14 protein-coding genes are annotated in these 12,325 nt (G+C 42.8%); 5 read left to right on the forward strand and 9 right to left on the reverse strand.

The window, feature by feature from the left end:
* Positions 1 to 44: 44 nt before the first annotated feature.
* The 8 genes from hemB to CJD36_RS01050 form a co-directional block, all read right to left on the reverse strand.
* Positions 45 to 1,022 carry a porphobilinogen synthase gene (gene hemB, locus CJD36_RS01015; RefSeq protein ID WP_105037249.1) on the reverse strand — a complete coding sequence of 326 codons (978 nt, stop codon included), beginning with the start codon at positions 1,020 to 1,022 and terminating at the stop codon, positions 45 to 47.
* Positions 1,023 to 1,095: 73 nt separating this feature from the next.
* Positions 1,096 to 2,004: an oxygen-dependent coproporphyrinogen oxidase gene (gene hemF / locus CJD36_RS01020; protein ID WP_205685533.1), complete on the reverse strand. Its 909-nt coding sequence runs from the start codon at positions 2,002 to 2,004 to the stop codon at positions 1,096 to 1,098.
* 35 nt (positions 2,005 to 2,039) lie between these two features.
* The gene (gene hemE, locus CJD36_RS01025) at positions 2,040 to 3,068 is read right to left on the reverse strand and encodes a uroporphyrinogen decarboxylase (RefSeq protein ID WP_105037250.1); all 1,029 of its coding nucleotides are present in this window, start codon (positions 3,066 to 3,068) and stop codon (positions 2,040 to 2,042) included.
* Positions 3,069 to 3,083: 15 nt separating this feature from the next.
* Positions 3,084 to 3,797, reverse strand: a complete 714-nt coding sequence (locus CJD36_RS01030) for a uroporphyrinogen-III synthase (RefSeq protein ID WP_105037251.1) — start codon at positions 3,795 to 3,797, stop codon at positions 3,084 to 3,086.
* Entirely contained in the window at positions 3,787 to 4,707 is a 921-nt protein-coding gene (gene hemC / locus CJD36_RS01035; protein WP_105037252.1) for a hydroxymethylbilane synthase, read from the reverse strand. Before hemC ends, CJD36_RS01030 begins: the two co-directional genes overlap by 11 nt.
* Positions 4,700 to 5,929, reverse strand: a complete 1,230-nt coding sequence (gene hemA / locus CJD36_RS01040) for a glutamyl-tRNA reductase (protein WP_105037253.1) — start codon at positions 5,927 to 5,929, stop codon at positions 4,700 to 4,702. Before hemA ends, hemC begins: the two co-directional genes overlap by 8 nt.
* Before the next feature lie 287 nt (positions 5,930 to 6,216).
* The gene (locus tag CJD36_RS01045) at positions 6,217 to 6,915 is read right to left on the reverse strand and encodes a DsbA family oxidoreductase (RefSeq protein ID WP_105037254.1); all 699 of its coding nucleotides are present in this window, start codon (positions 6,913 to 6,915) and stop codon (positions 6,217 to 6,219) included.
* A gap of 115 nt (positions 6,916 to 7,030) precedes the next feature.
* Positions 7,031 to 7,612, reverse strand: coding sequence for a YceI family protein (locus CJD36_RS01050; RefSeq protein ID WP_105037255.1), 582 nt, complete (start codon positions 7,610 to 7,612; stop codon positions 7,031 to 7,033).
* A 108-nt stretch (positions 7,613 to 7,720) separates the two neighbouring features.
* Between CJD36_RS01050 and CJD36_RS01055 the strand changes: the two genes are divergently transcribed.
* The 4 genes from CJD36_RS01055 (at position 7,721) to CJD36_RS01070 (ending at position 10,392) form a co-directional block, all read left to right on the forward strand.
* On the forward strand, positions 7,721 to 8,101 hold the full coding sequence (locus tag CJD36_RS01055; protein WP_105037256.1) for a winged helix-turn-helix transcriptional regulator: 381 nt from the start codon (positions 7,721 to 7,723) through the stop codon (positions 8,099 to 8,101).
* A gap of 196 nt (positions 8,102 to 8,297) precedes the next feature.
* On the forward strand, positions 8,298 to 9,341 hold the full coding sequence (hemH, locus tag CJD36_RS01060) for a ferrochelatase (protein WP_105037257.1): 1,044 nt from the start codon (positions 8,298 to 8,300) through the stop codon (positions 9,339 to 9,341).
* A gap of 11 nt (positions 9,342 to 9,352) precedes the next feature.
* A complete protein-coding gene (locus tag CJD36_RS01065; protein ID WP_105037258.1) occupies positions 9,353 to 9,904 on the forward strand; it encodes a CopD family protein in 552 nt (183 codons plus the stop codon).
* 236 nt (positions 9,905 to 10,140) lie between these two features.
* On the forward strand, positions 10,141 to 10,392 hold the full coding sequence (locus CJD36_RS01070; RefSeq protein WP_105037259.1) for a hypothetical protein: 252 nt from the start codon (positions 10,141 to 10,143) through the stop codon (positions 10,390 to 10,392).
* A gap of 68 nt (positions 10,393 to 10,460) precedes the next feature.
* On the opposite strand, the gene CJD36_RS01075 is transcribed toward CJD36_RS01070, so the two are convergent.
* Positions 10,461 to 11,171, reverse strand: coding sequence for a carboxypeptidase-like regulatory domain-containing protein (locus tag CJD36_RS01075; RefSeq protein ID WP_105037260.1), 711 nt, complete (start codon positions 11,169 to 11,171; stop codon positions 10,461 to 10,463).
* Positions 11,172 to 11,257: 86 nt separating this feature from the next.
* Between CJD36_RS01075 and CJD36_RS01080 the strand changes: the two genes are divergently transcribed.
* A complete protein-coding gene (locus CJD36_RS01080; protein ID WP_105037261.1) occupies positions 11,258 to 12,316 on the forward strand; it encodes a quinone-dependent dihydroorotate dehydrogenase in 1,059 nt (352 codons plus the stop codon).
* Positions 12,317 to 12,325 lie beyond the last annotated feature (9 nt).

Here is a 12,325-nt window from a genome sequence, read left to right on the forward strand (position 1 = left end):
GTGGAAAGTTAGTAGTTCAATCGAAAATTTAATAAGTGCCTTTATTATCCATTTATCAGCTTTGCTGCATGCTTAGCATAATAAGTAGCAATAAGGTCTGCTCCGGCCCGCTTAATGCTGGTGAGTGATTCCATTACCGCTTTATTCTCATCCAGCCAGCCCATTTTGGCTGCGGCTTTGATCATAGCATATTCGCCACTTACATGATATGCGCTCACGGGTACTTCTACGCTATTTTTTACTTCGCGGATAATATCCAGGTAGGCCATAGCGGGTTTTACCATTACTATATCAGCACCTTCTTCCACGTCCATCAATGTTTCCTTAATAGCTTCACGGCGGTTAGCATAGTCCATCTGGTAGGTCTTTTTATCACCAAATCCAGGTGCGCTATCCAGTGCATCGCGGAAAGGACCATAGAAGCAAGATGCGTACTTGGCGCTATATGCCATAATACCCGTTCTTGTAAGGTTGTTCACTTCCAGTGCTTCGCGGATGGCAATGATACGGCCATCCATCATATCGCTTGGTGCAACTATGTCGGCTCCTGCTTCTGCATGGCTCACGCTCATTAAAGCCAAAACTTCAACAGTAGGATCGTTCACTATTTCATTACCTTCTACAATGCCGTCGTGGCCGTAAGTAGAGAATGGATCCAATGCAACATCGGTCATTACCACCATATCCGGGCAAGCATTCTTTATTGCTTTGATACTGCGTTGCATAAGCCCATCGGGGTTAAGCGCTTCAGTGCCTTTATTGTCTTTAAGTTCGTCTTTGCACTTAATAAACAGCAATACGCTTTTTATTCCCAGCGACCACAGTTCCTTTACTTCAACTACAGTTAGGTCAATACTCATCCTGAAGTACCCCTGCATAGACGATATCTCTTCTTTTATTCCAGAACCCTCTGTAATGAATAGAGGAGCAATAAAATCTGACGGCTTTATGATGGTCTCAGCAACCATAGCACGTATAGCTGGTGACTGGCGTAGTATGCGGTTTCTTCTTATAAGGTGCATTGTGTTGTGTTTTTTTCTTTTGCCTTTGTAAATGTCTGAACTTAATATTTAACGTGTAGCGTTTCATTAACCTCTACACCCACTCCTTCGGCTTATAGTACTGCATCATCTCTTCTTCTCTGCTGCCCGGTTCCGGAGTATGATTATAGTACCATCTTGCCCTTGGCGGCAGGCTCATTAATATACTCTCTGTTCGGCCATTGGTCTTTAAGCCAAACAAGGTGCCGCGATCATGGATAAGATTAAATTCAACATAACGGCCTCTCCTTATCTCCTGCCAGAGTACCTCTTTTTCTGTATAGGGTATGTCTTTTCTTCTTTCAGCTATTGGTAAATATGCATCAAGAAATGCATTTCCATTGGCTTGTTGAAAGGAGAATAATGTGTTTTCATCGGTTTCTTCAGTGGGGCGCAGGTAGTCATAAAACACACCACCAATGCCACGCATCTCGTCGCCGCGATGTTTATTTACAAAGTACTCGTCGCAATGTTTTTTAAACTTCGGATATTTCTCGGTTCCAAACGGATCCATAGCGTCTCTGAGCGTTGTATGGAAGTGCACAGCATCTTCTTCAAACAGGTAGTAAGGAGTAAGATCACTGCCTCCGCCAAACCAGCTATCCAATTTTTTGCCTTCTTTGTCGTATAGCTCAAAGTAGCGCCAGTTGGCATGTACAGTGGGTACAAACGGATTGAGCGGATGAATAACCAAAGACAAACCACAAGCAAAAAAATTGCTCTCAGGCACATTAAATGCCTGCTGCATTGCTGCCGGTAGTGCGCCATGAACAATTGAAGTATTTACGCCGCCCTTCTCAAATACATTACCATCAACTATCACGCGCGACTTGCCGCCACCACCTTCCGGTCTAACCCAGGCATCTTCTACAAATTTCGCTTTGCCATCAACACGCTCAAGTCCTGCGCAGATCTGATCTTGCAGGTTATGTATGTATTTCGTGAATTGTTCTTTAATATCCATTTTGTTGAATGATCGCTTCCCCTTATAACTTACAACTAACTCCCGTACTCCTTCACCGCATCTACAAATGCTCTTGCATGATCCACCGGTATGTGAGGCATAATACCATGACCCAAATTAGCAATATAGTTTTTGGTGCCGAATGCATCTATCATTGCTTTTACTTCCTTCTTTATCTGTGGTATTGGTGCCAGCAGGTGAGATGGATCGAAGTTACCTTGAAGTGTTATGCCGTTGTTGGTCATCTTTCTGGCCATTTCCGGGCTCACTGTCCAGTCTATACCTATACCTGCCGCGCTGCTTTTAGCCAGGTCGGGCAGTGCATACCAGCTACCCTTAGGGAAGAGGATCACTGGTGCATACTTGCTTACTGCATCAGATATCTGTAACAGATAAGGTAATGCATATAGGTTGAAATCTGCAGGACTAAGGCAACCGGCCCAGCTGTCAAATACTTGTACAGTATCTGCTCCGGCCTTTGTCTGCGCTATCAGGTATCTTATAGTTACGTCTGTTATCTTTTGTAGTAAGGCATGAGCCAGTTCGGGCTGAGTAAGGCAAAACTGCTTTGCTTTATCCCATGTCTTGCTGCCCTTGCCCTCTACCATGTAGCAAAGTATGGTCCATGGTGCGCCTGCAAAGCCTATCAATGGTACGCGACCATTCAATTCCTTTTTAGTAAGCGATAAAGCCCCCATTACATAACCCAATCTTTCTTCTACTTCGTCGGTGATAAGGGCATCAATATCTGCTTTGTTTTTGATCACATCTGGTAATGATGGCCCCTTACCTTCTTCCATTAAAACGGTCATACCCATTGCTTGAGGTATCACCAATATGTCTGAAAATATAATGGCAGCGTCAACTCCCACCTGGTCTACCGGCTGCAAGGTGATCTCACAGGCCAATTCGGGTGTTTCAACGCGGGTAAAGAAGTCGTATTTATTACGCAGTTTTATATAGTCAGGCAAGTAGCGGCCGGCTTGTCTCATCATCCACACGGGTGGGCGGCTCACTTCTTCTCCTCTTAATGCTCTTAGTAACAGATCGTTTTGTAAATTCACTTGTATGTGTGTTGTTTATTTTTGTTTGTTGTAAAAGTAGTTGATCGCCACATCCAGCAGTGCTTCTTTAGATGGGGTAGGGCATACTACTATTTCATTTTCTGTTTCTAGTTTTATTGCCGCCGCTGTAGTATTGCCAATTGCAAATAGCACAGTACCGGGGTTGGCAGTATTCATGCTGAAGTAGCTGCTTACACCGCTGGGGCTATAAAACAGAATTCCATTATGCTCTTTTTCTATAAATGTAGGTTGCTCTACTGTCTTGTAAACTACAATTTCGTTGGTAATAATACCCGATTTGAGTAGTATAGATGGCAGGGTATCCATTCGTTTGTCTCCGCAAAAGAAGATCACTTCGTTTACATCAGCAGTCTCTCTTATTTTTTGTGCCAGTTCATCAGAATCTTTAGCAGAGCCTACAATATATGACTCGTCGAAGTACTGTAATACGGCCTTCTTAGTGGCTTTCTCTATGCAAAATATATTCCAGTTGGGTCGTACAAACGACGGGTGTTCACATACGGCAAAAACTGCACTAGCACTAGTAAATACTACAATAGCCTGCTGTGCATAAGCGCCTGTTATTTTTTCCCACACTTCCGTCTCGTCTGATACATCTATGACCTGTATGAATGCCTTTGTGTCCAGCACAATATTATTGTCCAGCGCCTTATTCAGCAATGGTTGCTCCAATGGCATCGTGCTCAGTATAGATATCTTATTGCTCATTTCTTATTTCGTGTAGTATTGCTTTGCCTCCATTAGCCAATAGTTCTTCAGCAGCGTCAGTACCCAATGTTTCGTACGCTTCAACCGCCGCCTTTTTGCTCACACTTACTTTTCTTACCCCGTCGGTACTGAGTATGTTGCCCTCAAATACAATTTCGTTGTTGATCACCTGTGCCAGCGCGCTGATCGGGGTAGCGCATCCGCCCATCAAAGCGCGCAGAAAATCCCGTTCTATTTTGGTGCACATTGCTGTGTTTACGTCATTGAGTGGAGCGCAGGCATCCAATGCGAATGTATCATCTGCCCTGCATGCTATTACTATTGCCCCTTGTGCCGGTGCAGGAAGCATCCAGTCAAGTTCTATAGCATTTGCCGGGCGCAGTCCAATACGTTCCAGACCTGCTGCGGCAAAAATTGCCCCATGCCAGTTGTTCTCATTCACCTTGCGCAGGCGCGTATTTACGTTGCCACGTAGGTTCTCCAGAACTGTTCCGGGGTATTTGTTAAGCCATTGCGCTTTGCGGCGTATGCTGCTGGTAGCTATTAGTTGATCAACGCTTGTATCATCCAGGAATGCGGTATCTGTCTTTGGTACCAACAGATCTTTGTATGAAGCCCTTGGCAATACTGCTGCCTGCACAATGCCTTTCGCCATTGCCGTAGGTACGTCTTTCATGGAGTGTACCGCAATGTCGATTGAGCCTTTCAGCAGGGCAATGTCAAGTGCCTTGGTAAAAATACCTTGAACTCCTATCTCGTAGAGTGGTGTCTGCAGGTCTGTATCGCCTTCGCTTTTTATGAAAACAAGTTCTGTAGGAAAACCTCTGTCTTGTAGCCTGTTCTTTACATTGGTGGCTTGCCATACGGCCAGCTCGCTTTCGCGGGTGCCTATCTTTATTATCTTATCCATGATGGGCTATAAAATCATTGATGGCTTCTATGTAGTGACAACCTGCAGCATTGTTGCGGCGCATCTTGGTGGCCATTACATTGATCACGCTTTGAATGGTCTCTTCTTTGGTCAGGGTTTCTTTTGCCGGCTGTGTCATCAGCAGTGCTGCGTCTATCTGTATGGCTTTCAGTTTATCCTTTACCTCTTTCAGTACAGGCACATTCTTTCGCATCTGATGCCATTCTTTAAACTCCGTAATGTGCTCCTGTATAATGGCCAGCGCCTTAGGTACTTCTGCTCTTCTGTTTTCGAGTGTCTCGTCTTTTATCTTAGAAAGCACGTCTACATTCACAACGGTAATGCCGTCCAGCAATTCAGATCCGTTTTCCACATTGCAAGGCACTGAAAGGTCTATTACCAACTTCTTACCTGTGTTGGCAAGATGCTCCTTAAGTATGATTGGTTCGCTGGCATTTGTAGAAACAATGATTATCTCAGCATCGCTAAGTTCAGCATTGAGATTTTCTATTGGTGCTGATTCCAATTTAAGATCAGCTGCCAGGTTGGCGGCAGTATCAAAGGTCCTATTGATGAGGGTAATGTTATGTGTGCCCAGGTAATGTATGAGATTAAGGCAGGTGCTTCTGCCTATCTTGCCGGTACCCAATAATACTATTTTCTTTTTCTTTATCTCTAGTACGTGCTGCTTGATATACTGTATAGCCGCAAAAGATACAGAAACAGTACCGCCACTAAGCGATGTATTTGTCTTCACCGCCTTAGACGATTGTAAAACACAATTCACCAGTCGCTCCATAAATGCACCTACAAAACCTTTTGCTTTAGCTTGTTTAACAGCAATTTTTATTTGCCCAAGTATTTCGTAGTCGCCTAGTATCTGTGAGTCCAGTCCTGCCGCTACCTGAAACAGGTGTTCAATGGCCGGTGTGCCATTTTTCAGATAGGCAATTTCATTAAATGTTTTCCTGTCGCCTTCGCAGACGCTCAACAGTAATTCTGCGAGCTGGTCCGAATTATTGGCAATGCCATATATTTCAGTACGGTTGCACGTAGATAGTATAAATAATTCTTTTAATCCGTATTCGGGTGCTTTTTCAAGCAGGGTGGCGTATTGGTCGTTGTTAATAGCAAAAGACCCACGTACGCTCGCATCAGTTTTCTTGTAGTTTATTCCTACAACCCAAAAGCCTTGAATATTGTGTGTGTCTCCGGTTAGCATTTAATTCATTCAGAATCTCCGTCGCAAAGGTACTTTCTCCGTCGGCTTTAGGCTATTTTACGTGTCATGTATGCGTCATTTTAAACCCTGACAAAGATCATTTTTGGGGATGACCACCGTTTCTTTTCCTCGTATGGTGGTAATTGTTCAATCAAATCCGACACTTTGGCGACACATTTCATAGGATTAAATGTAAGAAGCCCTCATCTAGAGGGCTTCTTTTAATGTCAGATCGTACTATGAAGGCTCTGAACAAGAGCTAGTAATTTATCCCAATATCGAAAATATTACTCACATCCATCAGGTGTGCAAACCGCACCATCGATCGACGTCATTTGCTTATTTTCCTGTTCCAGTTCATTCCATGTAGTCGTCAGTGCCTGTAGAAAAGCCTCACTTGGCTGGGCTCCGGATACTGCATATTTTCTACCTAGTACAAAGAACGGAACACCTCTTACCCCTACCAGCTGTGCTTCATAGATATCCTGTTCCACATCCTCGGCATAATCGTTTCCGGCAAGCATAGTGGTAACTTCTGCTTTGTCTAGCCCCATTTCCACGCCTATTTCGGTAAGGATGGCATGGTCGGCAGTATTCTTTCCTTCAGTGAAGTATGCGGCAAAAATCCGTTCTTCAACAGCATCTTGCACACCACGCTTCTTTGCAAGGTGCGACAACCTGTGCGCATCAAATGAATTGGCCACAACCGCCTTGTCGAGGTGGTAGGTAAGTCCCGATTCTTTTGCCATTTCCGTCACATAGTCGTTCATTTCTTTTGCCTTCTGTAGCGTCCAGCCCTTTGCTTCAGCAAGGTACTGATTGATATTTTTGCCTGCTTCGGTCTTCATGTCAGGGTTCAGCTGAAAGCTCTTCCAGGTGATCTCCACTTTATCTTTATGAGGAAACTGCTCCAGTGCCGCTTCCATTTTCCGCTTGCCTATATAGCAAAACGGGCACATCACATCACTCCATATCTCAACTTGCATATGCTTTTTTTATACTGTAAATATAATCTGTTTTCAGTTCGGTGAGGTTTAAACGAATCAAAGCCGCCTGGGGAGCAGCTTTGATCGAATTTGTTATCTTTCGCTATTACCCATTTTAGCCCTTTGCAAACTCAGTATTTGCTACTATTTCTACTTCGTCGCTCAGCATTGATGAAGGAGTGCCGGCAGATATACCGAAGTCAGTACGCTTGATCTTACCTGTGATCTTGAATCCTGCTACAGTTTTCTTACTCATAGGGTTAGTACCCATTCTGCTTACTGCTGTCAGTTCTACCGGTTTAGTAACGCCATGTAGGGTCAGCATACCTTTTACTGTATACTTGCCATTAACTGCTTTTTTAAATGATGTACTCTTGTACGTCATAGTTGGGTATTTGGCTACGTCAAAGAAATCTGCACCTCTAAGGTGTTCATCACGCTTTTCATTTTCTGTATTTACAGAGTTCATGTCCGCACTCATATTCACTACTGCATCAGAAAAATCTTCTTTGGTAGAGGTAATGGTTGCATCAAATGATTTGAATGATCCTTCCACATCACTTACCATAAGGTGGGTAATAGTAAAACCCAGTTTCGCATGAGACTTGTCTACACTCCAGGTAGTAGCATCAGTTGTTTTGAAGGAGAATAACAGGGCAGATAAAGCCGTTGCGCAGATCAATGTTCCTTTTTTCATGTTGTTTTGTTTGTTTTGAAGTGCAAACCTAAGTACATTTGCTATACAATAGTAAGTGCTTTACTTTTGTATAGCACTATACTCGAGTATAGTTAAATACCGACATCAATGGCAAAAACAGAACATAAAGAGTGCAAACCAAGCGAGTGTCTTGAAATGATACTGCCGGTGCGCGATGCGCTGGACATTCTAAGTGGTAAATGGAAACTGCCTATCATTATTTCATTGTCATTCGGAAATAAGCGGTTCAGCCAGATGGCTAATGAGATACCTAATATTACCGACCGTATGCTCTCAAAGGAGTTGCGCGACCTGGAAATGAATAAGTTGGTGAAGCGAACGGTCTATAATTCGGTGCCTGTTGTAGTAGAGTATTCTATGACCGAATATGGTAAGTCTTTAGACAGGGTCATCAATGAACTTCGGGTATGGGGTAAGGCCCACCGACAGGTGATACACAGCCAGGCAAAAGAAGAAGTAGAAAACTGATTCTGGTAGAGATAATGTATTTAGGATGAATAGATTACAGGGTCGGTGTTTTTACTTTTAAGTTTTCTCATTTTCCTTTTTCTGTCATTATCTCGTCATTACTAACATTCATTTTTCCATCCGTTCAATATTTGCGTTTCTTTGCAGCATAATTGCAGATATCGTTTTGCAATACTCGTTAAACAGTAATTAAACCATGTCCGAAAAGATAAAAAGGGGTATAATACTAATGAATCTGGGCTCACCCGATTCCACAAGTACTAAAGATGTAAAGCGGTATCTCGATGAGTTCCTGATGGACGGTCGTGTTATAGATTCCCCATACCTGATACGTACTATTCTGGTAAAGGGTATCATCACTCCTTTCAGGTCTTCAAAATCTGCCGAAGCTTATAGTACTATCTGGACAAAGGAAGGCTCTCCGCTAGTGCAGATCACTTACCAGGTGCAGCGCGAATTGCAGAAGATCATCAAAGAACCGGTAGAGGTAGCTATGCGTTATGGCAATCCTACAATGAAGTTTGCCTACGATAGTCTTGCTCAAAAGTATCCAGACCTGGAAGAAGTGGTATTGCTACCACTTTATCCGCATTATGCAATGAGTAGCTATGAAACTGCCGTTGTGCATGCTGAAGATGTACATAAAGAGGGCAAATATCCGTTTAAGATCGCAGCTATAGCACCTTTCTATAATAATCCCGATTACATTAGTGCCCTCGTAGAAAGCATCAAGCCTCATATCAAGAATGATGGTAAACACCTGCTGTTCAGCTATCACAGCATCCCTGAGCGGCACATAAAGAAGAGCGACATTACCGGCAATCACTGTCTTAAGGTAGAAGATTGTTGCAACAAACCATCAGCTGCACATGCCGTGTGTTATCGCCATCAATGCTATACTACTACAAGGCTGGTAGCAGAGCAACTGGGCTTACCTGCGGGTAGTTACAGTGTTTCTTTCCAATCTAAGTTGGGAAGGTCGGCATGGCTGACACCGGCCACCACAGCGCGCATGGAGCAGATGCCTAAAGAAGGCATCAAAGACCTGATGGTTGTTTGTCCTTCTTTTGTGAGCGACTGTCTGGAGACGTTGGAGGAAGTAGCTATACGGGAGAAGGAAAATTTCATGGAAGCGGGTGGGGAAACTTATGACTTTATTCCTTGCATGAACACCCAGCAATCGTGGATCGAAACGATCAAAAAGTGGTTTCTTAATGTTGATGAGCCTGTGACCGCTTAAATACCACACACATGCTATACTTCTATATAAAGGCACTGCACATTATCTTTATTGTTACCTGGTTCAGCGGTATGTTCTATATCGTGAGGTTATTTATTTACCAGACCGAAGCGAATGAAAAGCCGGAGCCGGAAAAAACAATTCTTACCAACCAGTTTGCAATCATGATCCGCAGATTGTGGTTTGGTATTACATGGCCATCGGCAGTGTTTACGCTTATTTTCGGCCCGTGGATGTGGTACTTGTTCAGCGGTTTTCATCACCCCGATGGTTGGTTGGCTATAAAGCTCTGTTTTGTTGTTGGTTTATATGCTTATCATCTATCCCTCCATAGCATATATAAAAAACTAGCAGCAGGTGTATATAAGTATTCTTCCACGCAGCTACGTATCTGGAATGAGGTGGCCACTATATTCTTGATAGCCATTGTAATGCTGGCTGTGGTGAAAAATGGTATGAGCCTGGTTTGGGGATTAGGAGGGCTCATGCTCTTTGTGATCGTACTAATGAGTGCTATCAAGATCTATAAACTGATAAGGAGTAAGGACGAAAAATCCAGCTAGGGCTTCACTAATTGGGGAATTTTTTCTACAACCACGAGTATCTCATAATTATACAGGTAGTTAATAAAGTTCTTTATAGTTAAATAAAATAAATATCGTTTAAAATTATATTTATTTGTGTGGTATTGAAATTCAATCATTTTTGAATTTAAATTTATTCAATTAATCCTATTTGCTGTCTTGCTGCGTACTTTGTCATTCTTTTTGTAGAGGGTAGGTCAACTAACCTCTCTAAAATGTATCATTTCAGGATCACCAAAGAAGAAAAAGGTGGCTATCGCTTTGAATTAGATGGAATAAAAATTCTCGTTGACGATTATAAAGTAGTTAACGAGGAGCATATCTTCACCAACCCTGCTAAGGCGGTTGCCTTCTTCGATGTAGAAAATAATTTGTACGGCATTTCTAATGAGCCTTCTTACTACCGGACTGCAGAAGAGTTTTTTGACGCTATGTCAAGCCAATTCTACGTTTTCACACACGCTTAAAAAATTGGACATCTATATTTTGTAAAATGGGGATAAGTTTATACTTATCCTCATTTTAGTATTTACTGCTACTGCGCACTTCTGCCTCTAGACCGCCCTCTGTAAATGACTGCGGTCTTTTTTATGTAGGTAAAGAAGGAGTAGTCATTCATCTTTCTCAGCTCTTCGTATGATGGGCGGTATCTTACCATATAATATTTCAAGCTGTCGCCGGTTAACCCGGTAAACTTGGTTATCAGCGCAGGGTTAAATGTCTTATCTACATATTTTTCCTTTTCTGCCTCGGCAAATGTTTCCTGGAATCTCCATATTTCCCGGTTCTTTGAGCTCATTGCGGAGAATGGATGTGCTATACTACCCACGGCTGATAGTTTCTGGAAATCAAGTTCATGTTTGTACAGTTCATGGAATCTCAGACTGTCATCATGATAGTTGTACCTATTTTCGTTTGAAGCTAATACATCATCCATCTTGGTAATGCCATGCTCCATCAATATCTTAAAGTAGGGTGGTATTATACCATTAGGTATTCTTACCCGCACCGTTTGGTAGCCCTGTTTTTTAAATTCCAGTAGCTGATCTTTAGATGCCGCAATAATAAAACCTCCGTCATCGTTGGTATTGACCTGTAGTGATGTGTAAACATTCTGTATGGTTACACCGCTTACGGGTTGTTTACTGTTTCTGTCTGCCACCTCTCCTTTTATGGTCTGGGCGCATGCCTGCAGGCACGCAATTGCCAGCAGTGTAATTAAAGTGATGGAAGACTTTATATGCATCGAGTGCTAAATTACATTTTAACTGATTTTAATGGCAGTTATTTTTGTTAAAATACAGGAATGTCTGATGTACCTTTGCAGCGGTTATGTATAAATTAATTCGAAGCATACTTTTTAAGGTCGATCCCGAAACTGTTCACACATGGGTAATGGGTAGGCTGAAGATGGCATACAATATGCCAATGATGCGCAGATGGATGATAAAGCGTTACGCAGTTGACGAACCATCGTTGTCTCAAACGCTATGGGGCATTACATTTCCCAATCCTGTAGGCCTTGCGGCAGGTTTTGATAAAAATGCCGAATACATCGATCCTCTGGCATGCCTGGGTTTTGGTTTTATAGAAGTAGGTACTGTTACGCCTCGCGGACAAGGTGGTAATGCTAAACCCAGAATGTTTCGTTTACCGGCCGATGGGGCGCTCATCAATAGAATGGGCTTCAATAACAAAGGCGCTAATAGTGCCGGACCGCGCATAAAAAGAAGGAAAGAAAATGTGGTCATTGGCGGTAACATTGGTAAGAATAAAGAGACGCCCAATGAGCGGGCAGATGATGATTACGAACAGTGTTTTGAGTTTCTATACAAGGCGGTTGATTATTTTGTAGTGAATGTAAGTAGCCCCAATACACCGGGTTTGAGAGCTCTGCAGGAAAAGCAGCCACTTACCAACCTGCTGATGAAGCTGCAGAAAATGAACTATGAGTTGGGAGAAGGGAAGCCTATTCTTTTAAAAATAGCTCCGGATCTTACTAATGAACAGCTAGATGATATTATTGACATTGTTCGGACAACTAAATTACATGGCATAGTAGCCACTAATACCACCATTAACCGTGAAGGTCTACACACGGCAACAAGTGTGGTAGAAGGTTTTGGTGCGGGTGGTTTGAGTGGATTGCCTTTAAAACAAAGATCTACAGAAGTGGTAAGGTATATCAGTGAGCGCAGTAATGGGCAGATACCAATAATAGCAGTGGGTGGCATATTTACTGCCGAGGATGCTATTGAAAAACTGGAAGCAGGCGCATCGTTGGTACAGGTGTATACAGGGTTCATATACCAGGGACCATCTATAGCCAAAGACATTTGTGAAGGGCTGATAAAAAATGGCCATTTCAGCAAAAAAGCAAGGAACAATTAAAATTGGAAC

The sequence above is a fragment of the Flavipsychrobacter stenotrophus genome, from assembly GCF_002954265.1.
GTDB classification, from domain to species: Bacteria; Bacteroidota; Bacteroidia; order Chitinophagales; family Chitinophagaceae; genus Flavipsychrobacter; species Flavipsychrobacter stenotrophus.